The sequence below is a fragment of the Streptomyces sp. NBC_00285 genome (assembly GCF_036174265.1).
In the GTDB taxonomy this organism is placed as follows: Bacteria; Actinomycetota; Actinomycetes; order Streptomycetales; family Streptomycetaceae; genus Streptomyces.
On sequence record NZ_CP108055.1, the window covers coordinates 3,707,809 to 3,731,264 of the forward strand.

29 protein-coding genes and 2 pseudogenes are annotated in these 23,456 nt (G+C 67.9%); 21 read left to right on the forward strand and 10 right to left on the reverse strand.

What is annotated here, in order from left to right; genetic code table 11:
* Window positions 1-56: 56 nt before the first annotated feature.
* Window positions 57-253: pseudogene (locus OHT57_RS17185) on the forward strand (HAD-IB family hydrolase); the annotation flags it as partial.
* 77 nt (window positions 254-330) lie between these two features.
* On the opposite strand, the gene OHT57_RS47465 reads toward OHT57_RS17185, so the two are convergent.
* From OHT57_RS47465 to OHT57_RS17200, 4 genes are all read right to left on the reverse strand, one after another.
* Window positions 331-531 (reverse strand): transposase, encoded by a 201-nt coding sequence (locus tag OHT57_RS47465; protein ID WP_443053619.1) that lies wholly within the window; start codon window positions 529-531, stop codon window positions 331-333.
* Between the two features lie 50 nt (window positions 532-581).
* Window positions 582-1,331 carry a class I SAM-dependent methyltransferase gene (locus tag OHT57_RS17190; RefSeq protein WP_328747295.1) on the reverse strand — a complete coding sequence of 250 codons (750 nt, stop codon included), beginning with the start codon at window positions 1,329-1,331 and terminating at the stop codon, window positions 582-584.
* Window positions 1,332-1,546: 215 nt separating this feature from the next.
* A complete protein-coding gene (locus tag OHT57_RS17195; protein ID WP_328747296.1) occupies window positions 1,547-2,179 on the reverse strand; it encodes a hypothetical protein in 633 nt (210 codons plus the stop codon).
* Between the two features lie 14 nt (window positions 2,180-2,193).
* Window positions 2,194-2,514 carry a metal-sensitive transcriptional regulator gene (locus OHT57_RS17200; RefSeq protein WP_328747297.1) on the reverse strand — a complete coding sequence of 107 codons (321 nt, stop codon included), beginning with the start codon at window positions 2,512-2,514 and terminating at the stop codon, window positions 2,194-2,196.
* A 309-nt stretch (window positions 2,515-2,823) separates the two neighbouring features.
* Between OHT57_RS17200 and OHT57_RS17205 the strand changes: the two genes are divergently transcribed.
* Window positions 2,824-4,683: a PA domain-containing protein gene (locus tag OHT57_RS17205; protein ID WP_328747298.1), complete on the forward strand. Its 1,860-nt coding sequence runs from the start codon at window positions 2,824-2,826 to the stop codon at window positions 4,681-4,683.
* A 491-nt stretch (window positions 4,684-5,174) separates the two neighbouring features.
* Here the strand turns inward: OHT57_RS17205 and OHT57_RS17210 are convergent, their stop codons facing one another.
* Window positions 5,175-6,002 (reverse strand): class I SAM-dependent methyltransferase, encoded by an 828-nt coding sequence (locus tag OHT57_RS17210; protein WP_328747299.1) that lies wholly within the window; start codon window positions 6,000-6,002, stop codon window positions 5,175-5,177.
* A gap of 92 nt (window positions 6,003-6,094) precedes the next feature.
* Window positions 6,095-6,463: a hypothetical protein gene (locus tag OHT57_RS17215; RefSeq protein ID WP_328747300.1), complete on the reverse strand. Its 369-nt coding sequence runs from the start codon at window positions 6,461-6,463 to the stop codon at window positions 6,095-6,097.
* Window positions 6,464-6,769: 306 nt separating this feature from the next.
* On the opposite strand from OHT57_RS17215, the gene OHT57_RS17220 reads away from it, so the two are divergent.
* From OHT57_RS17220 to OHT57_RS17260, 9 genes are all read left to right on the forward strand, one after another.
* Window positions 6,770-7,456 (forward strand): TlpA family protein disulfide reductase, encoded by a 687-nt coding sequence (locus tag OHT57_RS17220; RefSeq protein WP_328747301.1) that lies wholly within the window; start codon window positions 6,770-6,772, stop codon window positions 7,454-7,456.
* The gene (locus tag OHT57_RS17225; RefSeq protein ID WP_328747302.1) at window positions 7,453-8,226 is read left to right on the forward strand and encodes a cytochrome c biogenesis CcdA family protein; all 774 of its coding nucleotides are present in this window, start codon (window positions 7,453-7,455) and stop codon (window positions 8,224-8,226) included. Before OHT57_RS17220 ends, OHT57_RS17225 begins: the two co-directional genes overlap by 4 nt.
* Before the next feature lie 113 nt (window positions 8,227-8,339).
* Window positions 8,340-8,540, forward strand: a complete 201-nt coding sequence (locus OHT57_RS17230; protein WP_328747303.1) for a hypothetical protein — start codon at window positions 8,340-8,342, stop codon at window positions 8,538-8,540.
* 19 nt (window positions 8,541-8,559) lie between these two features.
* Window positions 8,560-8,838, forward strand: coding sequence for a hypothetical protein (locus tag OHT57_RS17235; RefSeq protein ID WP_328747304.1), 279 nt, complete (start codon window positions 8,560-8,562; stop codon window positions 8,836-8,838).
* Between the two features lie 110 nt (window positions 8,839-8,948).
* Complete coding sequence (locus OHT57_RS17240; protein ID WP_328747305.1) at window positions 8,949-9,404, forward strand: hypothetical protein; 456 nt, start codon at window positions 8,949-8,951, stop codon at window positions 9,402-9,404.
* 318 nt (window positions 9,405-9,722) lie between these two features.
* A complete protein-coding gene (gene lgt / locus OHT57_RS17245; RefSeq protein ID WP_328747306.1) occupies window positions 9,723-10,586 on the forward strand; it encodes a prolipoprotein diacylglyceryl transferase in 864 nt (287 codons plus the stop codon).
* Window positions 10,583-10,831, forward strand: coding sequence for a hypothetical protein (locus tag OHT57_RS17250; RefSeq protein ID WP_328747307.1), 249 nt, complete (start codon window positions 10,583-10,585; stop codon window positions 10,829-10,831). Before lgt ends, OHT57_RS17250 begins: the two co-directional genes overlap by 4 nt.
* 125 nt (window positions 10,832-10,956) lie before the next feature.
* Window positions 10,957-11,376 (forward strand): plastocyanin/azurin family copper-binding protein, encoded by a 420-nt coding sequence (locus OHT57_RS17255; protein WP_328747308.1) that lies wholly within the window; start codon window positions 10,957-10,959, stop codon window positions 11,374-11,376.
* 141 nt (window positions 11,377-11,517) lie between these two features.
* Entirely contained in the window at window positions 11,518-11,874 is a 357-nt protein-coding gene (locus OHT57_RS17260) for an NADH-quinone oxidoreductase subunit A (protein WP_328747309.1), read from the forward strand.
* 143 nt (window positions 11,875-12,017) lie between these two features.
* Here OHT57_RS17260 and OHT57_RS17265 read toward each other — a convergent pair whose 3' ends face one another.
* Window positions 12,018-12,278, reverse strand: coding sequence for a hypothetical protein (locus OHT57_RS17265; RefSeq protein ID WP_328747310.1), 261 nt, complete (start codon window positions 12,276-12,278; stop codon window positions 12,018-12,020).
* A 12-nt stretch (window positions 12,279-12,290) separates the two neighbouring features.
* Window positions 12,291-12,647 carry a hypothetical protein gene (locus OHT57_RS17270; protein ID WP_328747311.1) on the reverse strand — a complete coding sequence of 119 codons (357 nt, stop codon included), beginning with the start codon at window positions 12,645-12,647 and terminating at the stop codon, window positions 12,291-12,293.
* 12 nt (window positions 12,648-12,659) lie between these two features.
* Here OHT57_RS17270 and OHT57_RS17275 point away from each other — a divergent pair, with 12 nt between their 5' ends.
* From OHT57_RS17275 to OHT57_RS17315, 9 genes and pseudogenes are all read left to right on the forward strand, one after another.
* Window positions 12,660-13,463, forward strand: a complete 804-nt coding sequence (locus tag OHT57_RS17275) for a hypothetical protein (protein WP_328747312.1) — start codon at window positions 12,660-12,662, stop codon at window positions 13,461-13,463.
* The gene (locus OHT57_RS17280) at window positions 13,456-14,400 is read left to right on the forward strand and encodes an NADH-quinone oxidoreductase subunit H (RefSeq protein ID WP_328747313.1); all 945 of its coding nucleotides are present in this window, start codon (window positions 13,456-13,458) and stop codon (window positions 14,398-14,400) included. Before OHT57_RS17275 ends, OHT57_RS17280 begins: the two co-directional genes overlap by 8 nt.
* A 50-nt stretch (window positions 14,401-14,450) precedes the next feature.
* Complete coding sequence (locus tag OHT57_RS17285; protein ID WP_328747314.1) at window positions 14,451-15,011, forward strand: NADH-quinone oxidoreductase subunit J; 561 nt, start codon at window positions 14,451-14,453, stop codon at window positions 15,009-15,011.
* Window positions 15,008-15,313 (forward strand): NADH-quinone oxidoreductase subunit NuoK, encoded by a 306-nt coding sequence (locus tag OHT57_RS17290; protein ID WP_328747315.1) that lies wholly within the window; start codon window positions 15,008-15,010, stop codon window positions 15,311-15,313. Before OHT57_RS17285 ends, OHT57_RS17290 begins: the two co-directional genes overlap by 4 nt.
* A complete protein-coding gene (locus tag OHT57_RS17295; protein WP_328747316.1) occupies window positions 15,310-17,157 on the forward strand; it encodes an NADH-quinone oxidoreductase subunit 5 family protein in 1,848 nt (615 codons plus the stop codon). Before OHT57_RS17290 ends, OHT57_RS17295 begins: the two co-directional genes overlap by 4 nt.
* Window positions 17,158-17,162: 5 nt before the next feature.
* Window positions 17,163-18,668: a complex I subunit 4 family protein gene (locus OHT57_RS17300; protein ID WP_328753223.1), complete on the forward strand. Its 1,506-nt coding sequence runs from the start codon at window positions 17,163-17,165 to the stop codon at window positions 18,666-18,668.
* Entirely contained in the window at window positions 18,665-20,083 is a 1,419-nt protein-coding gene (locus OHT57_RS17305; RefSeq protein ID WP_328747317.1) for an NADH-quinone oxidoreductase subunit N, read from the forward strand. Before OHT57_RS17300 ends, OHT57_RS17305 begins: the two co-directional genes overlap by 4 nt.
* A 406-nt stretch (window positions 20,084-20,489) precedes the next feature.
* Window positions 20,490-21,251 carry a hypothetical protein gene (locus tag OHT57_RS17310; protein WP_328747318.1) on the forward strand — a complete coding sequence of 254 codons (762 nt, stop codon included), beginning with the start codon at window positions 20,490-20,492 and terminating at the stop codon, window positions 21,249-21,251.
* Between the two features lie 137 nt (window positions 21,252-21,388).
* A pseudogene (locus tag OHT57_RS17315) lies at window positions 21,389-21,610 on the forward strand (TetR/AcrR family transcriptional regulator C-terminal domain-containing protein); the annotation flags it as partial.
* Window positions 21,611-21,824: 214 nt separating this feature from the next.
* Here the strand turns inward: OHT57_RS17315 and OHT57_RS17320 are convergent.
* Window positions 21,825-22,037 carry a hypothetical protein gene (locus OHT57_RS17320; RefSeq protein WP_328753537.1) on the reverse strand — a complete coding sequence of 71 codons (213 nt, stop codon included), beginning with the start codon at window positions 22,035-22,037 and terminating at the stop codon, window positions 21,825-21,827.
* Between OHT57_RS17320 and OHT57_RS17325 the strand changes: the two genes are divergently transcribed.
* The gene (locus OHT57_RS17325) at window positions 21,972-22,772 is read left to right on the forward strand and encodes a GNAT family N-acetyltransferase (RefSeq protein WP_328753224.1); all 801 of its coding nucleotides are present in this window, start codon (window positions 21,972-21,974) and stop codon (window positions 22,770-22,772) included. The genes OHT57_RS17320 and OHT57_RS17325 overlap by 66 nt on opposite strands.
* Before the next feature lie 331 nt (window positions 22,773-23,103).
* Here OHT57_RS17325 and OHT57_RS17330 read toward each other — a convergent pair whose 3' ends face one another.
* A complete protein-coding gene (locus tag OHT57_RS17330) occupies window positions 23,104-23,385 on the reverse strand; it encodes a hypothetical protein (protein ID WP_328747319.1) in 282 nt (93 codons plus the stop codon).
* Window positions 23,386-23,456: the final 71 nt, after the last annotated feature.

Below are 23,456 nucleotides of genomic sequence, written 5' to 3' on the forward strand. Positions count from 1 at the left end.
CACGAGGTGCGTCGAATGCACGGGAGGTACCCGGCTGAGTCGGGTACCTCCCGTCGCTGGTCGGCTGCAAGTCGCTCTGCCAAGGCGAGCTAATCAACCTCCGGGCTGCCTTGCCTACTTCGCCTTCCCCGCGGGCGGCGCCAACCACAGCGACATGCAGCGGCCCCGCGAATACCTGTCCGCCCTATGCCGCGGCTGGAACGTGCAGCAGGTCGTGGGTATTGTCGCCGAGACACTGAAGGACCTCGTCGACGGTCGGAGGGGATTGTGGACCGGAACGCAGGGAGCGACCTGGTACGTCCCTGCGGCCTAGTCGACCAGGCTCCCGGCCTAGCCGGCGGGCTTAGATGGGACAGACGGAAAAGTACGTCTGCCGCAGCCACTCAGCAAGGGCATGGCAGCATCTCGGTCCTGGATGTTCGCTGCGGTCACCGGCACCGCCAAGACTAGACCGAGACAGTCCGTGACCACGTGGCGTTTACAGCCGCCGTCTTCTTGCTTGCCGTCCCAGCCCGACGTCGAGCGTGGGATGACGGAACCCTGCCGAGGTCAGAAGCGGTCCGTGGTCGGCGGTCTGAGGGTCAAGCTCCCTTCCCGAAGACAAGCACCTCAGTGGAGGCGACGCCCATGGGAGCCAGGAAGCTGGCCTCCAGGCTGCAGCCGAGGGCCGCAAAGAGCTCCACGCATGTCCGGCGAGGCATGGCGGCTGGGTAGGAGTCGTGCCCCGCGCCGCCCTGCGCCGCCCAGGCGCGCATTGTGGCCGGGTCCAGGCAGGTCTCTGTCATTACGTCGAAGACTATCCGGCCACCGGGTCGCGTGACACGCACCATCTCGAAGAAGTAGCGGGAGGCTGTGAGAAAGGTCAGAGTATTGAAGACCTTATGAGCCTGAACGAGGTCGATGCTGTCGTCGGGTGTCGGGGCGAGAGTGCATCCTCCGACCGGCTGGGCGACCACGCTGAATGTGTCCACTAGATAATCGGCCCAGGGTGCTGCAGTCTCGTAGATCTCGTAACGTCCCGGCGAACACTCCTTCAGCGTCTTCTCCAGGTATCGTCCGGACCCGGGGCCGATCTCCAAAACCGTGTTCGGGTCGGCGGCGAAGACCCCGAGAGCGCGTAGTTCATCGATGGTGGACTGGGTGGCGCCAGGCGTCCCGTTCATGACCTCGTCGATGTAGTCGCCAACCGACAGACCGGCCGCCCGCGCAGCCCGCATCGTCGCCTCGAACGGGATGAAATCGTCCACTCCACCCCGATTGTTGGTGCTGCGCACGATGTCGAATCCGGCACGCCCCAAGAGCCGCTTGACCCCCGACTTCAACACTGACATTCCTCTTCCTGCTGCCCCCATCAGGCAGGCTTGGCATAGTCGTCCGCGTACGCAATGGTGCGCGAGTTCGGGAGGGCTGGCACTGGATGTCTCCCCTGCCGAAGTGCCGGAGTATGCGTGCACGGGCAGGCTCCTTGGAGGACGTGTCCATGCCTCCCCTGCCCGTGCGCGCGGTTGGTGGGACTACCTCGGGTCGGAGTTGACCGCCTACTGCCTCACCAGTCGACGCTCCGCTCGCGGCAGCCGCCCTGACGCCGCGCTGCTGCGGGCCCGCCGCTACCAGAACCCGGCGGCGGACGACGCAGCAGCGCGGCTCGATGGGGGCACGTCCCATCCTTTTCACACCCCGAAATACTAACCTGCTTAATTGGTTCGTGCATCCCTGTTCGCCCCAGCCCCAACCCTTGCCCGCCGGTCACGTCACTCAGCGGGCGCGGGCACGAGGCGGCCGACGCCGCCCAACCGCAGCGTCGGCCCGAGTTGATGCAGTTGACCGCCTGCTGCATGAGCTGGTCACTCATGACGTTGATGAACTCGGCGTGGTCGGTGACCGGTACGTACTGCCGGCCGGGGAAGGAGTCCACGGCGAACTTGTACCGGTTCGGCGGGGTGAAGGTCAGCCGCTCAGTCAGCCGCGATACGGCTTGGAAGCCGTTCGGACAGGCGCCGGTGTTCGGATCGGCGTTCACGATATGCGAGCGGTGGTCGGCGCTGTCGATGTTCCTGCCGTCCCCGCAACCGGAGAAGGCGAAGCTGCGGACGACCTTGCCGCCGGTCGGACAGATCGAGCACTCGTCCTTCACCTGAACCTTGCTCTCGAAACCGGCGCAGGACCAGTGGTACACCAAGCCCCAACTCGACATCACGTGCGCAGCAGGCGCGCGATGGCCTTCGAAGCCTCGGTGACCTTTTCCTGAGCCACGTCGCCTCCGGCCACCATGGCCTCGCGCACACAATGATCCAGATGTTTCTCCAGCAGCTCCATGGCCACCGCCTGGAGGCCCTTGGTGGTCGCCGCGACCTGGGTGAGTACGTCGATGCAGTATTGATCTTCCTGCACAAGGCGCTGCAGGCCACGTACCTGACCCTCGATGCGACGGAGCCGCTTGAGGACGGCTTCCTTGTCGTCGTGATATCCCGGCGGCGCCTGCTCGGCTTCGGTTTGCTGCTGCAGTTGCTCCATACCCCCCAAGGGTATTACCTCGCAGCGCCGAAAGGAAGTAAACGCATCTCCGCACTGGAGGCGACAGTCCGCACGTCGCGAAGGTCGACCGAACATAACGCCGACCCCGAGATGGTGGCCACCCCAGCCAACAGCAGACGATCACTCCGCCGACATCACACCATCCTGCCAAGTCCCGGCAAAATAAGGTCTTGTTATGGGCTTTTCGATTAAAGAAACCACTAAGTACCTTCGCAATGCCGGCCAGTTGGTGACCGGCATCACCTCGTTATGGGCCGGTGAACTCCGGCCGCACGAGTGGAGGCAAGCATGCGCAGAGCCCACAGACGGACCGGCGTGGGCATGTTCGCGGCGGCTCTCTTCGCCACGACCGCTCTCGCCGGTTCCGCACAAGCACATGACGGCGTCTCGGCATCCGACGGCGCCATCGACAACGCCGCAGCCACCCACGGCCACGACCAGCACGGCGGCAGCGGAGGACACCTGCCGGCCACTCAGAAAAACGTCCGCCTGGTCAGCAAACTCAAGCTGAGCAACGTCGTAGAGGGGAAGATCGCCGACGTAGGCGTTTTCAAGGGCTTCGCCTACCTCGCCTCCTGGGGCGGCGTCGGCTGCGACAACACCGGCGTGCACGTCGTCGACATCCGCAAGCCCAGCAAGCCCAAGGAGGTCGGCTTCATCCCGGCCCCGGCGGGCAGTGCCCCCGGTGAGGGCATCCAGACAATGCACCTGTCCACGCCGTCCTTCAACGGTGACGTACTCGTCAGCAACAACGAGATCTGCGGCGACGCCGGCGTCGGAGGCATGAACATCTACGACGTCACCGATCCCACCAAGCCCAAGACGCTCGCCGAGGGCGTCGGCGACTTCACCCTCAACGGCGAGCCGACGGAGATCGCCCGCCAGATCCACAGCGTGTTCGCGTGGGACGCGGGGCGCAAGGCGTACGCCGTGCTCGTCGACAACGAAGAGGGCACCGACGTCGACATCATGGACATCACCGACCCGTCCAAGCCGCAACTCGTCGCCGAGTACGACCTCGCCGAGACCTTCCCGCAGATCGTCCAGGCGGCCCCGGAAAACCTCACCGAGATCTTCCTGCACGACATGGTCGTCAAGAACATCCACGGCCGCCAGGTCATGCTGGCCTCGTACTGGGACGCCGGCTATGTCGCGCTCGACGTGACCGACCCCAAGAACATCAAGTACATCGGCGACACCGACTTCACCAATCCCGACCCCGAAGGCGCCAAGAGGGGACGGACCGTGGCGCCGGAAGGCAACGGCCACGAGGCGGAGTTCACCCTCGACAACCGGTATGTGATCGGCGCCGACGAGGACTTCGGACCGTACGCGCTGTCGGCTCGCAACCTCGACGACGACACCACCATCACCGCCGGTCAGGGCATCCCCCTGGAGGCGGGCAAGACCATCACCGGCGGCTCGGTCTACGTCGGCCTGGCGTGCGACGGCGGCCCCGCCGTCCCCGCGGGCGACCCGACAACGGTCGACATCGCGGTCGTGGAGCGCGGCACGTGCACCTTCACCGAGAAGGTCGCCAACGTCGAGGCCTCGGGTGGCTACGACGCCGTGCTCGTCTTCAACCGCACTGGCTCGGACGCCTGCGACGCGCAAAGCGGCATGAGCGTCGAGGGCACCATACCGACCTTCGGCGTCGCCCCGCGAAGCCAGGGCTTCGCCGTCTTCAACCAGCCCTACAGCAGCGAGGATTGCCTCGCCGGCACCGGCCCAGCGACCCTTCCGGTGGACATCGGTACGAAGGGCGACCGGCTCACCTTCTCCTCGCACTTCGACGGCTGGGGCTACGCGCACCTCTTCCGCAACAAGAGCGGCAAGATGACCGAGTTGGACACCTACGCCATCCCGGAGGGCCAAGATCCTGCGTACGCCACCGGCTTCGGCGACCTGACGGTCCACGAGGTGGCAACTTCCGGCGTCCGCCCCGACCTGGCGTACTTCGCCTACTACGCGGGCGGTTTCCGAGTCACGAAGATCAAGAACCACAAGCTCGTCGAGGTCGGCCGCTTCATCGACGAGGGCGGCAACAACTTCTGGGGCGTACAGACCTTCAACTCCTCCGGAAAGGAGTACGTGGCGGCGTCCGACCGCGACTTCGGGCTCTACATCTTCGAGTACACCGGTCGCTGAGGTGAGTTGATCTGAACGCGGCGGGGTCCCGTACGACACCGGAGTAAACGGGGACCTCGCCGCGACACCGGGACCGTGTGCGACCATCATCCCGACAACACCCGTGTCCTCCCAGGGCAGTCACCGGCCACGACGGGCCGCAGCTTCAGACACAAGCCCAACACTCGCTTGAAGAGGACCACTTCACCTGCCCGGATTCCGCACACGGACCGGCAGGGGTGGCTCGAACAAATCGACGACAGCTCTCGGATTCGCCGAGCGACTACTCAATGCGAGGAGATGGGAAGTCGGCGGAAGCTTCTCGCCCTTCGGCTCTTGTGGCCGGTCATCGCCCCCGGGCGCCGGTGTCGCCGTCCGGGCTGACCAGGTCGTCGTAGCAGGCAGGCGGTGATCCACGAGCTGCGGGCTGGGCGAGCGGTGGAGGTCCACAGCAGCCTTCCCTTTACGCCGGTCAGACCCATGTCGAACTACCCCAGCCAACGACGCGACCATCATCGAGAGCGGGTGGCGGCAACGAGGTAAGCCGTCCCTGGCCAACGCCAGAGACCCCGGCCAACGGTGTCCGCCGGTCGTTCGTGCCGACGCGTCCACCGGCACACGAACCGATCGAATGGCGGGACGGAGGGCGTCAGATCGTAGTGGATGACGTCGACGGGACAAAGCCCGGCTTCCCGCATCCGCCGCCGCAACCGCCCAGCCGAGAGCGCCCGGATACCGGACTTCGGAACACTGTGCCTTCGCTCCGGGGGCAGGCCGAGTAAACCCTCGGCCTGGCCAAGCAGCCGAAGCAGCGGCCAATACACCCCCCACTCGAACAGTCGGTACGGGCTCAGCGGGTTCAACATGCTGACGAGAACGAGCCCGTCCGGGCGCACAACGCGGGCAAGGTCCCGCAAGACCACGGAAGGGTCGCAGTACTCCAGCACCCCCATCGCGACCACGACGTCGAAACTCGCGTCCGGGAACGGCAGCGCCTCTGCATCCCCTACGGCCAGTTCGACCTCGGCACCCGCCGTGCGGCCCGCGATCTCAGCAATCATGGCGGGCGCCTTGTCGACGGCGGTGATCCGGAAATCGCCAGGTCGCGTGTCGAGCACACGCCGGACGAACATCCCTGGACCGCAGCCGACGTCGAGAAGATCGCCACCGGGACACCGATCCAGGATCTCGAAGACCGCGTGGAGTCTGGAGGAGAAGTACCGCTCAGCGGGCCCCGAGCCCTGATACGAGGCGGCGTAGGAGGCCGCGAAGGACGTATCGTCGAAACGGACACGTCCGTCACGACCGGACGCCTCTGGATCCGCGACCGTCGGACGCACCTGGGCGGAACCTGCCCTTACTACGCTCCAGCTCTCATTGCGAAATCCCACCATCGATCTCCCGTCAGAGCAGCTTCACAACATCGAATCAACTAAGTTGTACAGTAGTTAAGCCTACTTTGATCGGTCATATCCTCCGTTCTGCGATGGCCCTCGCTTCCGAGCATCTGCTGAAAGACCGAGTAGACGTCGGTGCGCTGTCGGGCCCCGGCCCTTAGCAGGAGGCCTCTCAGCCGGTCCAGCACCAACTGCAGCAACCGGTCGGCGGCGCCGGCCTGTTCGGCCGGCCGGGCCCTAAACTCACGCAGGCCCGAGTGGTCGAACCCCGCATCCTCCAGCGTGAGCTGACCCGGCGACAACCCCGGCCTGCCGCTGTCCGGACACAGGCCAGCGAACTCCTCGTCCTCGAACAGGACATCCAACCGGTCCCGGATAAGCATCGCCGGGGTTCCCTTGGACACGCCGTTCGCACTGTCCGTGCCGGGATTCGCTGCCGACTCTCCGGCCGCGGGGACACCGCGACCACCTCCACCGATGACACCACCCCGCACGCACACAGCCGTCAGCGACTTACCAACATCACCAGCAGAGTCACGGCATTGCCCCTGCGGGTATCGGACGACAACGATGGAGCCCCTGTCTCGAGGCCTCGGAGGCCTGCGCATCGCCTTTGAGCAACCTTGCGGGACCCCGGGTCAAAGTCATTCGAGGGGCTTACCTAATCTACTTAGAAGCTTCTGACCAAGCCGCCGGCGAAGGAGACAGCCGTGGCCCCCTCGGCACCCCACACACAATCCGCCCCCACAGGACCGCCGACGAATCGGGTCGCCGACCGGGCACGGGCCCCGCGACGGGCAGCGGGCCTGGTCGCGGCTTCTCTGCTGTTGGCCGCATGCGGGACGGGCACGACATCCGGTTCATCCGGCTCGCCGGGCGCCAAGAACGCGGCCGGCTCCAGCAGCCAGCAGGCACTCACCCAGTACCCGGCACGCAAGCGGTCCACGACTCCGATGATCAGCGGCAGGACGATCAACGGCGACCGCCTCGACCTCGCCACCCTGCACGGCAAGGTGATCGTGCTCAACGTCTGGGGCTCCTGGTGCGCACCGTGCCGCGCCGAGGCCCCCGATCTGAACAAAGCCTCCGCCGAGACGCGCGACCTCGGAGTGCGGTTCGTCGGCGTCGACACACGCGACAACGACGCCGCGGCCAGAGCCTTCGAGCGGAACTACGGCATCACGTATCCCAGCTTCCGTGACCCCGACGGCAAGTTGCTCCTGGGCTTCAACGGCCGCATTCCGCTGTCGGCGGTCCCCAGCACCGTGTTCATCGACCGCGACGGGCGGATCGCCGCCCGGATCATCGGCCCGACCACGTACACAACGCTGAGCGAGCTGGTGAAGGGCCTCGCCGCGGAGAAGTCGGAGAAGAACGGCGGAGGTGCGGCCAAGTGACGCTCGCCGCCGGCGTCGGGCAAACGGTCATGGCCGGTCCGCTCGCCCTCGCTCTCCTCCTGGCGCTCGCCGCCGGAGCCCTTTCCTTCTTCTCTCCCTGCTGCCTGCCCCTGGTCCCGGGTTATCTCTCCTACGTTGCCGGGATGTCCGGCGCCGGCGCCGCCGAGACGGCGAGGCGAGCCGCCCGGTGGCGGGTCCTGGCCGGATGCCTGCTCTTCGTGGTCGGTTTCGCTGCCGTCTTCACCAGCTACGGCGCGCTGTTCGGCGGCGCGGGCGCGGCACTGCTGACGCACCAGCGCACGCTCGGCATCGTGCTGGGCTCGCTGACCATCGTGCTGGGCCTGGTCTTCGCCGGTCTGCTCGACAAGCTGCCGTGGGCCGGGTTCAGTTGGCGGCCCTCCTTCCGGCCCGGCGCGGGGCTTGCGGGCGCGCCGCTGCTCGGCGCCCTCTTTGCGATCGGCTGGACACCGTGTATCGGCCCCACCCTCGCGGCGGTCCTGTCCCTGGCCGCCGACAGCGCGAGCGCGGGCCGCGGGGCCGCCTTGTCGTTCACGTACAGCCTCGGCCTCGGCATTCCGTTCCTGCTCGCGGCGGCATCGTTCGACGGTGCGATGCGGCGCTTCACCTGGGCCCGGCGGCACGCACGAGCCGTGATGCGCTTCGGCGGAGTGCTGCTGGTGGGGGTGGGCGCCATGCAGGTGACCGGCTGGTGGGGGCAGCTGATCGCCCGACTGCAGACGCTGATCACCGGGTTCCATCTGCCTCTGTGAGCCTTGCGTCTCCTACCCGGGGCTGGCACCAACTCGCCCAAATAATCTAAATTACTTAGTAGATAGGTCATTGCCGGGCTCCACGCGCGGCTGGCGCCCACCGGGAGGTCCCCATGCCCCAGTCCCTGTATCCACTGCTTCTCCTGGCCTGCCCGATCGGCATGGGTCTGATGATGTGGGCCATGCTGCGCGGGGGCTCGCACTCGTCGCGGCCAGCCGACCCGACACGGAACGAGCTCGCCGAACTGCGCCAGGAACTCGCCGAGCTACGCACCACCGCCCAGAAGGACATCCGCCAGCCCTTGCGGAACTGAGCCAGAGACCCACAGCCCCTTGGCCGCGACGGCAGTAATGATCGCCGCACTGCTCTGCGCCGCCACGCTCTACGACACAACGCGCCTGATCACCCCGCACCATGCCCGCCGACCTCCCTTCACCCGACTTCGAGGACGGCGCGCGGCCCTGGAGGCCGAGGAGCGGTGGTGCACGGACCTCCTTCTGCGCGGCCGGATCGACAGACGCTCCTACCAGCAGCGCATGAGCGCACTCGCCCGCGGGAACCGCGCCACCCGACCCCACCGCGGCGGACGGTCAGGCCGCCATTGCTACTAAGGCCATTAGCAATCTAGGATGGCGGCCAGCCGCCGACCGGGGGCCGACCAAAGGCGCCCCCCCGTCGCCAGGCCTGCCGGTCGGCGGCCCGATCACGAGGAGTGAGCCCCATGCGCACCTGGCCCGCCAGAAGATGGGCCGTGGCGACAGCGGTCACGGTGCTCGCGGCACTCGTCATCGGCGTCCCCACCGGAGTGGTGCCGACCCCCGTCTACACACGCATGACCCCGGTCCTGTGGTGGAACTACCCGGTCTGGCTGGTCAGCTCCGCACTTGAGGGACTCCTCGTGGCCACGTACGTACGCATCGGCGCGGCCGAAGCCCCCGAGACCGCGCCGCGCGAACGCCCCCGCACCACTCGCGCCATCGGCGCGGGCCTGCTGTCCGCCTTCGCGGTCGGCTGCCCGATCTGCAACAAGATCGTGGTATTGGCCATCGGCGTCAGCGGCGCCCTGTCGTACTTCGCGCCGGTACAGCCCGTACTCGCGCTGGCGTCCGTCGCCCTGCTGGTCCACGCGCTCGTGCGACGGCTGCGTACCGCGAACGTCTGCCGAGTTCCTTCGTGAGGATTGGCCCCCGCCTCACCGCGCGCCGCGGCGCGACATTCGCCCTGCTCCTGGGCAACCACCGCCACTGCCGATCCTGGCGGTCCGAGGGTGGCGCCCCAGGTCCACCCTCACCGTGATACATGCGCCCTGGCCCTCCGCTCTCGCCGCGCGGCTGCTACCTCGCCCGACGGCCGGGGCCGCCGGCACCCGTCGGTCCCGCCCTGCCCCTGGGACGCATCCGCCACCCCGGCGTCCGCGTGGAGGTATCCGCCGACCGTCCCGAGCAATGACCCATCATTTACTAATCTACTTAGCTGCATCTTCTATAGTGCGTGTATGGAACTCGCTGTACTGCCCAGCCCCTCCACCGGGGTCCTCCATCTGGGACCGATCCCGCTGAGGGCGTACGCCTTCTGCATCATCCTGGGCGTCTTCGTCGCCGTCTGGCTCGGCACTCGGCGCTGGGTGACGCGCGGTGGCAAGAAGGAAACGATCGCCGACATCGCCTTCTGGGCGGTGCCCTTCGGGATCGTGGGCGGCCGTCTCTACCACGTGATCACCAGCCCGGACGCGTACTTCGGCGCAGGCGGCGAGCCCATCAAGGCCCTGTACATCTGGGAGGGCGGTCTCGGCATCTGGGGCGCCATCGCGCTGGGCGGCTTCGGCGCCTGGATCGGGTGCCGTCGGCATGGCGTCCCGTTCCCGGCGTTCGCGGACGCGGTCGCGCCGGGCATCGCGTTCGCGCAGGCGATCGGACGCTGGGGCAACTGGTTCAACCAGGAACTCTTCGGCGGGCCCACATCCCTCCCCTGGGGCCTGCAGATCTCCCCGGACAAGCGGCCCGCGGGTTACGCGGACGTGGCGACCTTCCACCCCACCTTCCTCTACGAGTCGCTGTGGGACGTCGGCGTCGCGGTTCTGGTCATCTGGGCAGGTGCGCGCTTCGCCCTGGGCCACGGGCGGACCTTCGCCCTCTACGTGGCCGCGTACACGGTCGGCCGGTTCTGGATCGAGTACCTGCGGATCGACGAGGCACACCACTTCCTGGGCCTGCGACTGAACGACTGGACCTCGATCGTCGTGTTCGTCGGCGCCGTCGCCTACCTGATGATCTCGGCCCGGCGACGACCGGGCGTGGAGGACATCTCAACGACAGGCACCCGGGCGGACACCCTCGAAGCAGAGAAGGCGAGCGCATGAGCAGCAACAGCATCAAGCACAACAAACTCAGGGTCGGGAAGCTGCACACCCGGTCCGTGCCGAACCGGATCTTCGGATGGTCCCTGTTCTGGCTGAGTCTGGCGGTCGTCGTGGTGAACTGGATCGAGGAGTTCAGCGACCTCGAAGTGCTCCCCGGCGGCCACTCCGTCTTCTACCTCGCGGGTGGCATGCTGGCGGCCGTCATCGGGCTCTGGCGGGCGGGCGTCATGGACGCGAAATCGTAGCCTTGATGCCGTTCCGTTTCCTGAACAGAGCACACCTTGCATCCGTATCTCCCATAGAGGACCTCTCGCCACAGACGGATACAAGTCCGGCGCTGGTCGAGTGGACCCCGAAGGGGATGAGCCACATGGCGATCTCGACACGAGTCGCACTCCGTACGACCGCGCTGGCGTTCTCCGCCGCTCTTGTCCTGGCAGCCTGCTCCAGCGGGGGTGGGGGCAGTCAGGGGAGCGGCACGGAAAGCGCCGGCACGAGCAAGACCGGCTCGGGCACCCAGGTGACGGTCACCGAGACCGAGTACGCACTGAATCTGTCCCGCACCTCCTTCGCACCGGGCACGTACACCTTCACAGCGGACAACGCCGGCAAGGTTGCGCACGCTCTGGAAGTCGAGGGGCCCGGTGTGTCGGAGGCCAAGACCAAGACCATCCAGGGTGGTGATAAGGCATCAGTGACTGTGACGCTCAAGAAGGGCAGCTACGAAATGTACTGTCCCGTGAGCGGCCACAAAGGGCTGGGCATGGAGCAGCGGATCGAGGTCGGCTGAGACGCTTCGGCCGCCGCCTCCTGGGCACTGAACAAGGAATCGAAGCTGATCGCGGTGTCGCACATTCCGCCGACAGCGGCAGGTTGACATGATGCCTCGCGGCGGTGGCCGGGTGAGGGGCCTATCACGGGAAGGGACCGCGTGGAGAGATCCGACTGGCAGCCGGTGCTGGTGCTCCTCGTGCTCGTCGTCGCGGCGATCGTTCTCCTGCACGCCGTCTCGATCGCCGTACGAGCGATCCGTGAGCCGTTGCCGACCGGCCCCTTCAGCGGAGGGCTCGAACCGGAGGAGCACGCACTGTCCCGGTTCCACGTGCGCTGGTATCCGGTCACGATGGTCTTTCTCGCCTTCGACATGGAGATGCTGTTCATGTATCCGTGGACGCGGGTGGTCTCGGCGGTCGGCACGAGTGCGGTCGTCGAGATGTTCCTGTTCCTGGGCATCCTGCTCGCCGGTGTCGGCTACGCCTGGCGGGAGGGGGCCTTCCGGTGGAGTTGAGGCGCAGGCTCGTACGAGTGGCGATGTCTCGGCCAGGAGTGCTGCTGGCCGTGTGCCCCGGGGCAACGAGGGAACGTCTTGCGGCCGAGGCCGAGTTGGCACGGCGGGGATGGCCGTGCGTCGCCGTGCCGGCGGACGCGGATCTACTCGTGGTCGTGGGCGACCCCGGTACCGACGGGAGCAATTGGGTCGCGAACGTGTGGGGTGGCATTCCGGCGCCCAAGGCGCGGGTTCGGATCGCGGATGCGGAGCAGGTCGCCGCCGCACTCGATCGCGGGATGCTTGAACTTGGCCATGGAGGACTTCCGGCTCCCTCGGCGAGCGGCCAGGACGGCGGTCATCACGGTCAGGGATCCCATGGCGAGCGCGCGGCACACGGTGACCACGACGGCCACGGTGGGCATGAGGACCATGCTTCACACGAGAACCGGAATGGTCATCACGAACACGGTGAAGGAACGCCGCATACCAGTGACCCTGGCCCCACCATGCACGAAGCGCACAATCACGAAGGTGGACACGCCTCCCACGCCCAAGGCGGACCGGCGGCCGCTGATCATACGGGGCACCACGCGCACGAGGGCCATGCTGATCAGGGGCGACATGGCGAAGGCGGCCCTGATCAGCGTGGTGCCCACGAAAACCACGGTCAGTCCGAGGGCCATGGCAATCTCGACGAGCACGGCGAACACGAGGCACACGGCGGGCATGGCGGGCATGAGGCCCATGACGGGCACAGCGGCCACGACATGCACGGTGGGCATGACGGTCACGCGGGACACGACATGGGAGTCGTGGACGGACTGCCCATGGCGGATCGGGCTGATGACCGCGACGGACTGCGACTGGACCTCCTGCATGTGCCGTTGGGGCCTGTGCTCCCCGACTGGCCCTCGGGGCTGGTACTTCGACTTGCCCTGCAGGGTGACGTCGTACAAGAGGCCACCGTCGAGCGGGTGACCGCTCCTCCGCCCCCTCAACCGCCCTTTTGGAGCGAACCGTTCCTGCGCGCCGCCACAGGCGAGCGCATTCCGCGGGGTGACGCGGCACGACGGTTGTGTGCCGCGCATCTGGACAGCCTGGGCAGGTTCTTCGCAGTGGCCGGCTGGGGCGACATGGCGGCGCGCGCACGGTACGCACGGGATCGCGCCCTCGCGGGGGCCACAGCGGCCGAACTCTCCGCTCTCGTACGTCCGTTGACTCGTCGGGCCGAGCGGTCGCGGACACTGCGCTGGCTCACCGCCGGGCTGGGAGTGCTGCCTGCCGGGCATGCGCGGCATCACGGCGTGACCGGTCCCGCGCTGGTCGCCGACGGAGACGCGCACGACCGCATGCTCGCGTGGCTCGACGCGGTCGGACGCAGCGCGGCAGCGGTCGACGCCTTGGAAGTACTCGACGACGCGGCCCGGGCCGTCGGCCCCCGCGGACAGGTTGTGGGTGCGGTGCCTGCTTCACAGGCGCTGTTGAACGTCCTGCCCGGTCTGCTGCAGGGCGCCGAGTTCGCGTGTGCGCGGATCATCGTCGCGAGCCTCGACCCGGATCTCGACGAGCTGAATCACGTATCTGCAGCGGGGATGGTCCATGGCTGAGCGCGCTCCGCTGTGGACGGTCTTCGTGCTGCCCGTCCTGCTGGTCATCGTCGCCCTGGTGGCGGCCGGGTTCGACGCGGTGCTGTCCGCCGGGGCTCGGAGCGGGCGCTCCGCGTCGCTGCGAGAGGCAGCCGTCCGCGCCTCGTGGCCCGGCCGCGAGGCACTGCGGCACCTCGTCCAGCAGCCTCGGCGAACGCGGGCGTCGGATGTGCCGCTGACCCGGATCGGAACCGCGCTCCTGCCTGTGGCCGCAATCCTGGCCGGCGTCGTTCTACCGCTGGGCTTCCGGTCGGTGAGTGATCTGCCGGAGGGCATCGTCTGGTTCAACGCGATGGAGTCGCTGGCCTGGGCGGCGGTGTGGCTGGCGGGCTGGGGACCGAACTCGGCTCTCTCGCTCATCGGCGGCTACCGGTTCCTCGCGCAGGGGCTGGCGTACGAACTGCCGCACATGCTCGCGATCACCACGGCTGCTCTGGGGGCGGAGTCGTTGCGGGTCGGTGAAGTGGTCGACGCACAGGCGGGGTTGTGGTTCGCGGTGTGGATGCCGGTGGCCTTCGGGATCTATCTGCTCAGCGCCATGGCGATGGCGTTCTGGGGGCCGTTTGACCAACCCGCCGGGCGGGACGTGGCCGGTGGCGCGGTCGCCGAACTGTCCGGCGCGGACCGCGTGCTCTTCCTCGGTGGCCGGTGGCTGCTACTGGTGGTCGCCTCGGCGTTCAGTGTCCCGCTCTTCCTGGGCGGCGGGCACGGGCCGCTGCTGCCGGGCTGGACGTGGACGGTGCTGAAGACCGCTGCTGTACTGACCGTTCTGGTCTGGGGACGGCGCAAGGTTCCGGCCTTGCGCATGGAACGTTACGTGGAGCTGGCCTGGGTCGTGCTGACTCCGCTGGCCATCGTGCAGGCGCTGGTCGTGGCCGTGGTGGTGGTCAACCGGTGAAGTCCATGAGGTCCGTCAAGTCTTCGTCGAGAGCGAGGTGTCGTAGGTAAATGGGTGTCGCGGTCTTCTGGGTGCTGGCCGTTCTGGCGGTCGTCAGCGGCACGATGGTGTTCCGCTTCGACTCCATGGCCCGCGCGACGTTCTCCCTGCTGACCTCGCTGCTGTCCGTGGGCGGCCTGGTGGTCCTGCTGGGGCTCGACTACCTGGGCGTCGTCATCGTGCTGATGATGACGATCGAGATGGCCATCATGGCCGTCTTCATGGTGATGTACATGATGAACCCGGCCGGGCTCATGCCCATGACGATGATGCACAACAAGAAGGGTGCGGCCGTCGTCTGCGCCCTGGTGTTCGCTCTGCTCGCCACTGGGATCCTGCTCGCGCCCTGGCCCGCACGCCGGGGCAAGGCTCCCACCGATCCGACCATGGATCTCGGCATGTCGCTCATGGGACCGCAGATGCTCACCATGATGACCCTGGGCATGGCACTCTTCGCCACTATCGTCGCCACCGTGGTTCTGGCCACTCGACGGGGGCGCTACGACCGGCTCGGCGACGATCTGCGGGCCCGACACGCGGACGATCCCGTACGAGGCGGTATCGGCCGGTGAACCTGGAACTGTTCCTGCTGCTTGCCGCGGTGCTCTTCTGTGTCGGGCTCTTCGGAGCCCTTACCCAGCAGTCGATCGTGATGCTGATGATGGGTCTCGAACTGATGCTGGGCGGGGTGATCCTGGCCGCCGGGGCCGCCTGGCACTACATCACCCCGGCGGTCTCCGACGGTCAGGTGCTGATCGTCGTGGTGGTCACGGCGATGGCCCTGGAGATGGCGATCGGGTTCGCCGTCGTCACCGCTCTGTTCCGGTCGCGGGAGATCGACATGACCGACATGGCGGCGGAGTTGAAGGAATGAGCGCCCTGCTGTGGGCCCTCGTCGCCGTACCACTTGGTGGTGGTGTCCTGCTGCTGGTAGCGGGGCGGAGAGCTGACCGCGTGGCACCCGGCTGGGCGCTGACCGTCGCGGCCGCCGCCATGGGACTCGCCATCGCGGCGGCCTTTCGGCACCCGGTCGCGCAGGCGCCGCTCCTGGACGGGCTGCCCGTGCGGCTCGCCGTGGACGGACTCTCCGGGCTGCTGGCCGTGACGGTCACCGTGGTCACCCTCGCCGTACTCCTTTTCAGCGCCGCGGAGTTCGGCCCGGACGAGGCACGGGCCCGCTTCTTCGGGCTGATGCTGCTCTTTGCCGGAAGCATGCTCGTCACCGTCACAGCCGCGACTCTTCCGGTGCTGCTGATGGGCTGGGAGGTCATGGGCGCCACCTCGTGGGCGCTGATCGGCTACTGGTGGCGGGATCCTGAGCGCACGAGCGCGGCAGACACCGCGTTTCTCACTACCCGTACCGCCGACCTCGGCCTCTACCTGGCAGCGGGCGCCGCCCTCGCGAGCGGTCGGGACGCGACGCTCTCGCTCGACGGGCTGGCCCGCGCCGACGACCCCTGGCTCTCCCTCGTCACCGCGGGCATCATCGCCGCCGCCTTCGGCAAGTCCGCCCAACTTCCGTTCAGCTTCTGGCTGTCGAAGGCCATGCAAGGCCCAAGCCCCGTTTCTGCGCTGCTGCACTCCGCGACGATGGTCGTCGCCGGGGCGTATCTGCTGTTGCGGACCGGGCCGCTGCTGGACGCCTCCGGCTGGGGTGACGAGGTGGTCGCGTGGACCGGCGCCGCCACCGCACTCTGCCTCGGACTGGTCGCGGTGGCGCAGACCGACCTCAAGCAGCTGCTCGCCGCGTCGAGTTGCGCGCAGATCGGCTTCATGGTGCTGGCTGCCGGAGCCGGGGCGACGACCGGCGGCACACTCCAACTCATCGCCCACGCGGCGGCGAAGAGTCTGCTGTTCCTGGCTGCCGGGGCGTGGTTGACCGCGCTGGGCACCCAACAGCTTCCCGAGCTGCTCGGCGCCGCGCGCCACAACCGGACGGCCGGCGTGGCCTTCACCGTGGGCGCGTTCTCCTTGGCCGGGCTTCCACCGCTGTCACTGTGGGCCGCCAAGGACGTCCTGCTGGCGGGAGCCCTGGAGGCCAGCCCCTGGTTGTACGCCACCGGGCTGGCCGCCGCCCTGCTCTCGGCGGTCTACAGTGCCAAGGCTCTGTGGTTCGTGTGGCGGCCGGCGGTTCCGCGGCCCGATGCGCGCCGCATCCCGGACGGTGCCGTGTGGCCCCTTGCCCTGCTGGCCCTGGCCTGCGTCGCGCTGACGCCGGTGGCCTTCCCTCCGCTGCGTGACAGTGCCGGGCGCGTGCTGGCGTCCCCAGGTCAACCGTCCCCGCACCCCTGGGAGTTCCTGCTCTCCGGGGCTGTTGCTCTGCTGGCCGCCGCGGTCACCTGGGCCTGGAACACGCACCCGCTGCCCCTGCCCGCACGAGCGAAGTCGGGCTTCGCGGACTGGCTGCTCCTGGAGCGTGCCGCGCACGTCCTCCTGGTCGCACCGGTGCTGCGGCTCGCACGCGCCGCCGCGGCCTTCGACGACCGGATCCTGGACCGCGCAGTCGACGGTTCGGCCGTGGCCACCGTACGGTTCGCCCGCTGGACGGACAGTGTCGTGGAGGGTGCCGTAGACGGAACGGTGACCGCGGTCGCCGCCGGTACCCGCGCGCTCGGCCGCCTGGCGCGCCGCCCGCAGACCGGACAGCTGCACCAGTACCTCGCCCAGGCCGTCGCCGCCTTCACCGTCCTCGCCGTCGTGCTCGTCCTCGTGAGGTGACCTACTTGCTGACCGCCCTCGTCTTCGTGCCAACGGCCGTCGCGCTGCTGCTGTTCGCCCTGCCGCGCGGTACGGCTCCGCGCGTCTTCCGCGCCTTGTGGCTCCTGACGTCGGCGCTCGAACTCGCGCTGGTCATCGGCGTGTGGGCCGGTTACGACGCCGCCGGTGGAATGCAGTACGAGCAGCGCGCCCGCTGGATCCCGAGTGCCGGCGTCGGCTACCACGTCGGCGTCGACGGACTCTCCCTGCCGCTGCTCGCTCTGACCTGTCTGCTGTTCCTGGCGTGCGCGCTGTACTCGTTGCGGGAGAACCGTCGTATCCGCGAGTTCGCCGCGTTGTTCCTCTTCCTCCAGACGACCTGCCTGGGGCTGTTCGCGGCCCTCGACCTGATCCTCTTCTTCGTCTTCTTCGACCTGTCCATCGTGGCGATGTACTTCATCATCGCCGGCTGGGGGCACCGGCAGGCCGCCCGAGCAGCCCTCAAGTTCTTCCTCTACACGTTCATCGGCTCGCTCGCCCTCCTCCTCGGCTTCATCGGCCTCTACCTCGCCGCCTCGCCGCACACCTTCGACATGGTCGAGCTGACCCGGCAGAACCCCCTCGCCGGCCGCTCCGTGTACGGCGGCCTCGTACTGCTGGCCATCGTCGTGGGCCTGGCGGTGAAGACCCCGACGGTGCCCTTCCACACCTGGCTGCCGCTCGCCCACGTCGAGGCACCCGCCGCCGGATCAGCGATCCTCGCCGGGGTCCTGTTGAAGATGGGCACGTACGGTTTCATCCGCATCGCCATGCCGATGCTCCCCGAGGCCTGGCGCCGTTACGCCCTCGTGCTCGTGGTCATCGGGGTCCTCTCGGTCCTCCACGGCGCCCTCGTAGCCCTCGCACAGAGCGACTTCAAACGGATGGTCGCCTACACCTCCGTGAACCACATGGGCTACATCGTCCTCGCGGTCGGCGCCGCTGCCACGACAGCCGACAGCTCCGCGCAGGCCCGATCCCTGGCCGTCACCGGAGCGGTGACGCAGATGGTCAGCCACGGACTGCTCACTGGCGCGCTGTTCCTCCTCGCCGGAGTGCTGTACGAGCGCGGGCGGACGTACGACATGGACTCCTACTCGGGAGTCGCCGCCGTGGCACCGGCATTCGCCGCGATGACCGGCATCGCGGCCTTCGCCTCACTCGGCCTGCCCGGCTTCTCGGGCTTCATCGCCGAGTTCCAGATCTTCACCGGGAGTCTCGGGCCACGCCCGCTGGCCACCGCCCTCTCCGTGCTCGGCATCCTGCTCACCGCCGGGCTGTTTCTGCGCGCGCTGCGGCAGGTGTTCACGGGACCGCTACGCCTGCCCGACGCACCGGGCACGCCCCGCGCCTTTCCCGACATCCGCGCGCACGAAGGCCTCGCCGTCATCCCGCTCCTCGCCCTGGCCGTCGTCCTCGGTGTGGCACCCCGCTTCCTGCTCGACGTCATCGAGCCAGCCTCACGCTCCGTCCTGGAGCTGCTCGCCCGATGACCGAGATGAACGAGAACCCTCTCGACCTCCTCCCTGAAGTGCTCCTGGCGGCCTCCGCCGTGCTCGGCCTCCTGCTCGGCTCCTGGCTGCCACGCGCTCGGCAGTGGATCGTGGGTCTGCTGGCCGCCGTCGCCTGTGCGGCCGGGATCGCCGCCGCAGCAGTGGCCGCTACCCGCCCCGCCACGACCGCCTTCGGCGAGGCCTTCGCCATCGACCCGGTGACGAACGCGTCCCGGATCGTCATCCTCGGCAGCACACTTCTCGTCCTCGGCGTCTCCTTCCACTCCCTGCGTGGAGACGCACGGGAGAGCGAGTTCTACGTTCTGGCGCAACTGGCCGCCCTCGGCGCACTGATGATGGCCGGCACACAGGACCTGCTGCTGCTCGCCGCCGCGTATCTCCTGGCGAGCATCCCCGCCTACGCGCTCGCCGGATTCCGCAAGGACGGGCCGGGCACCGAAGCCGCCCTCAAGTACTACGTGATCGGCGCCCTGTTGGGCGTCCTGCTGCTGGCCGGCATCACCATCCTGTACGCGACCGGGCGCGGCACCGGCTACCCGATGCTCGGGGAGGCGTTCCGCGACGCGCCCAAGGCGCTCGTCGCCACGGGGGCGGTCGGGCTGTTGGCCGGCGTGTTGTTCAAGGCCGGCGGAGTACCGGCGCACTTCTGGGTGCCCGACGCCGTGCAGGGCAGCAGCCCCCCGGTCGCGGCGCTGCTCACCACCCTCCCGAAGATCGGAGCACTCGCCGCTCTCTTCCGGCTCGGCGACGCCGTATTCGCCAACAGCTCTCTGCCGTGGGCGGCCCTCGTCTCGGTACTCGCCGCCGCGTCCATGACGCTTGGCAATCTCGGCGCCTTCTTCCAGCAGGACGTGAAACGGCTGCTCGCCTACTCGACCATCAGCCAGGTCGGCTACCTGCTGCTGCCGGTGGCCGTCGCGGGCCGCTCGGGCCTCGCTCAGCAGGCTCTGTTGTACTACCTCGCCGCATACGCGGTGACGAACCTCGGCGCCTTCGCCGTGGTCTGCGCCCTCCCCCATGCGCACACATTGAACGACTACCGTGGGCTCGCCAAGGAGCGTCCGCTGCTGGCCGCGAGCCTTGTCATCTGTTTGTTGGGCCTCCTCGGGACGCCACCCACCTCGGTCTTCCTCGGCAAACTCGAGGCGTTCAGCGCCGCGTTCGACGGCGGCTACGCCTGGCTCGCCGTCCTGGCCGCCGTCAACACGGTCGCGTCCCTCTTCTACTACCTGCGTTGGATCGTGCCCGCGGCCTCCCGAGGCGGCTCCTTCGTCCCCGCCGACGGCGACCGTACGGCGCGCATCGTCGCGTACACGTCCGCTGCCGTTTCCCTGGGTCTCGGCTTCGCCGGAGGACCCGTGCTCGACGTACTGGCCGGCTCCATTACGCATTGAGGCACGGACACCTTGGCGGGAAGGCCGCGCACTCCGGGCAGCCGCCAGGGTGCGCCCCCGCCCGACCGCACGACACAACTCCCCTACGTGAGCGGGCTCTTGCCTGCGCGCGGCGCGTTCCTTCTTCGCAGTGAAGTCGGCCTCGGCATGCGGACCGCGACAGTCGACGGATTCCGCGAGCCGTGCACATGACAAATCAACGACTGATCCCCTAATCTACTTAGCGGTTGTTACCTCTGGCCGACTGGAGCCCCACTGGCATGCCCGTGTCGCATGCCGTCCGGTCGAACGATCAGTCACCAACGCAACACCTGCACGGTAGTTCGCGATCCTGGCTGCGCCGACGACGAAGGGGCTCATCCGGGGTCGCATGTGGCTTTCACCCCAACCACTGAGGAGACCCCTCGTGCGCATGAAGCTGCTCGCCGCCGTCACCGCCGCGGTCGCCGCCACGCTGACGTTCAGTACCTCCGCCCAGGCCAACCACTCCTGGGGCGGCTACCACTGGGCTCGTACCTCCAACCCCTTCACCCTCAAGCTCGGCAACAACCTCAGCTCGACCTGGACGAGCTACCTGAGCACCGCCTCGTCCGACTGGTCCTCGTCCTCGGTGCTCGACACCACCATCGTGACCGGACAGTCCAACAGCAGCTGCCGGGCCACCACCGGCCGCGTCGAGGTGTGCAACAGAACGTACGGCAGCAACGGTTGGCTGGGCCTCGCCTCGATAACACTGAGCAGCGGCACCCACATCAACTCGGGCACCGTCCAGCTCAACGACACCTACTTCAACACCTCGACGTACAACACGCCGTCCTGGAGAACCATGGTGACGTGCCAGGAGGTCGGGCACACCTTCGGCCTGGACCACCAGGACACCACCCAGACCAACACCAACCTGGGCACCTGCATGGACTACACCAACAACCCCGACGGGCCACCCAGCAACCTCCACCCCAACACGCACGACTACAACGAACTCGCCTCCATCTACGCACACACCGACTCGACCAGCACGGTCGGCCTGTCCGCCGCAGCCGCGCCGGCCGTCGGCAACGACAAGGCGAGCTGGGGCAAGCGCGTCGCGCACTCCTCCGGCGGTGACACCTACGTCCGCGACTTCGGCAACGGCAAGTCGGTGGTCACCTTCGTGATCTGGGCGAGCTGACAGCCCCTGGCCAGGCAGGGCGGCCGGAGACCTCCGGCCGCCCTCGCCGGCAACTGCAACCACGGCGGCGCTGAAGGCGCTGTCGAAGCCGCCGGTTCCGGTCGCCGAACCCGCGCCACCGGCATACGGAACAACCCGGCGGCCTGGCCACACGCAACCTCGTCACCCGCGAACTACACCGTTTCCCCGAGTTCGGCATGGGTTGGCAGGAGCAGGCCCCCGGACGCCACCACCCCGCCATGGCTGGCGCACTCCAGCAACTCGTGGGCAAGGGCCGACTCGCCATTCCGGATCTGGAAGTGGCGATCATCCAGCTCTGCTCACTGGCGCTGTATCCGCACCTGGCCTTCAGCGCATAGGGCACCGAACGCGATGCCGACCCGCGCGACCGGCTGATCGCACAGGGAGCGGTCACGTTCCTGAGGCACTACACGCCAACCGATGCGGACGGCATCTCCTGACGCAGTCGGGGAGTGAGCTTACCGACCAGGGTCTGTACGCTCACCGGCGTAATTGATCTTCACGGGAAATGACGGCACAGCAATGCGATCGGGAGGCTGAAGACGTTCCGTGTCAGACCATGAGCCAAGGACCAGCTACACCGAAGTCGTGGGCCAGGAAGTGCGCAGTCTGCCAGTGCGCTACTGCCGGTCGCGGACCGATGGAGGCGAACCGGTCGCCGAGCTGGAGGTGCTGTCCTTCCAGCATCGATTCGGTGCGGTGGCCGTTGCCGCGGAAGGCCTCGGTGGCGTGGAGACCCTGCCCGAGTTCCGACGCCAAGGGCACATGAGCCGACTCCTCCGTCAGACGCTGCTCGGCATGGCGCAGCGGGTGGACGTCGCCTTCGTGTCCGACGGTATCGAGGGGGTTTACGAGAAGTTCGGCTTCGTCACGGCCGTCTCCGAAGGCCACCTGGTCATCCCCGTACGTAACGTCGAACGCGCGGCAGGAGGCGATCTGGGCGCGGCTGTCCCGGAGGCCCGCAGCGGCTCGTCAGCCGATCTTCCAGCGATGATCCGTCTGTACAACACCGCGCACGCCCAGCGGCCCTGGACCCACGAGCGGCACCCGGGCTGGAACCGGCTCATTCCCTCCACCACATGGAAGCCCGGGTCGCAGACACTGGTCGTGCGCTCCCATGACACTGTCGTCGGCTATGCCGTACTCGCGGGCCGCGCCTTCGGCGACCCCCTGGTTTCACTGACCGTGGATGAACTGGTGGCCGCGGATGCCGCCGCTGCGCGCCGGCTGCTCATCACCATCGCCCGCCTCGGCTGGCAGATGCGCCTGAGCGAATTCAGGGTGCTCGAGCCGACCGACAGCCTCGTAGGCCGGGTGGCACGCTCCATGGGCTGCGTCTACCAGGAGAGATTTATGCCGAGCGGCGGGATGCTGGCCGCCATCCTCAACCGGAGGGAACTGCTGCGGAAGCTCGAACCGGAGCTACGGCGCCGAGCCACCGCTCAGCAGTCGGACGAAGCCGTACGACGCGCTACAACGGGGCGACCTGCTCCCCGATGACAAGGCGCTCGTTCGACTGCTTCTTGGCCACTGGTCGATTAATGAGCTTCTTCAACTGCGCCCCGGGAGAGTGACGGTGGGTCCGTCGTTGACCTCCGGTCGACCAGCAGGATCGAGCGCGATGACCGTGGTCGACACCTCAGCCGCATCACCCGATCGGTGGCCGATCTGAAGAAGCTCAATGACGCATACGCGCACGGCGTCCCGATCCCCCCACGGTACCGAGATCTCTGCATGGCGTGGTTCCCCGGAGGCGGCACACCAGGTCTACCGATCCCGTACGCGCACCGCCTGGACCGGTACTGAATCCCCGCCCGACAACCCATTTCACCTACCCCGCTGGTCCCGACTCCTTGCGCCCCTCCCCCTCCCTCCCTTCCTCACGATCCTCTCGCCTGCTCGACCACACCTGCCACACCAGCAGCGTCACCGCGATCAGTACGACCACCATGCCGAGCACGGCCTGTGCCGAAGTGAGCAATTCGACGAGGCGGTTGCTCTCGTCGGGCTGTTGCGGGACATACGGTTGGTCGGCGCCGAGGATCGAGTGATCGGCGTCAAGGACCTGGCTGCTCTGGGCAGCCCAGAGCGATGCTTCCAGAAATACGGACACTGCGGACACTCCGATGTCAGGGAAGGCACGCCGAAGCCAAGGGCGTGCGAAATGACCTGTGGGTGCGGTGG

Excerpts from the sequence above, each read along its gene's own strand:
- OHT57_RS17240 (WP_328747305.1), top strand. The coding sequence starts at position 8,949 with ATGCGCACCTGGCCCGCCAGAAGATGGGCCGTGGCGACAGCGGTCACG.
- OHT57_RS17200 (WP_328747297.1), bottom strand. The coding sequence starts at position 2,514 with ATGGAGCAACTGCAGCAGCAAACCGAAGCCGAGCAGGCGCCGCCGGGA.
- OHT57_RS17190 (WP_328747295.1), bottom strand. The coding sequence starts at position 1,331 with ATGTCAGTGTTGAAGTCGGGGGTCAAGCGGCTCTTGGGGCGTGCCGGA.
- OHT57_RS17305 (WP_328747317.1), top strand. The coding sequence starts at position 18,665 with ATGACCGAGATGAACGAGAACCCTCTCGACCTCCTCCCTGAAGTGCTC.
- OHT57_RS17285 (WP_328747314.1), top strand. The coding sequence starts at position 14,451 with ATGGGTGTCGCGGTCTTCTGGGTGCTGGCCGTTCTGGCGGTCGTCAGC.
- OHT57_RS17205 (WP_328747298.1), top strand. The coding sequence starts at position 2,824 with ATGCGCAGAGCCCACAGACGGACCGGCGTGGGCATGTTCGCGGCGGCT.
- OHT57_RS17275 (WP_328747312.1), top strand. The coding sequence starts at position 12,660 with ATGGGAGTCGTGGACGGACTGCCCATGGCGGATCGGGCTGATGACCGC.
- OHT57_RS17250 (WP_328747307.1), top strand. The coding sequence starts at position 10,583 with ATGAGCAGCAACAGCATCAAGCACAACAAACTCAGGGTCGGGAAGCTG.
- OHT57_RS17280 (WP_328747313.1), top strand. The coding sequence starts at position 13,456 with ATGGCTGAGCGCGCTCCGCTGTGGACGGTCTTCGTGCTGCCCGTCCTG.
- OHT57_RS17230 (WP_328747303.1), top strand. The coding sequence starts at position 8,340 with ATGCCCCAGTCCCTGTATCCACTGCTTCTCCTGGCCTGCCCGATCGGC.
- OHT57_RS17255 (WP_328747308.1), top strand. The coding sequence starts at position 10,957 with ATGGCGATCTCGACACGAGTCGCACTCCGTACGACCGCGCTGGCGTTC.
- lgt (WP_328747306.1), top strand. The coding sequence starts at position 9,723 with ATGGAACTCGCTGTACTGCCCAGCCCCTCCACCGGGGTCCTCCATCTG.
- OHT57_RS17295 (WP_328747316.1), top strand. The coding sequence starts at position 15,310 with ATGAGCGCCCTGCTGTGGGCCCTCGTCGCCGTACCACTTGGTGGTGGT.
- OHT57_RS17265 (WP_328747310.1), bottom strand. The coding sequence starts at position 12,278 with ATGCCCACCGTGGCCGTCGTGGTCACCGTGTGCCGCGCGCTCGCCATG.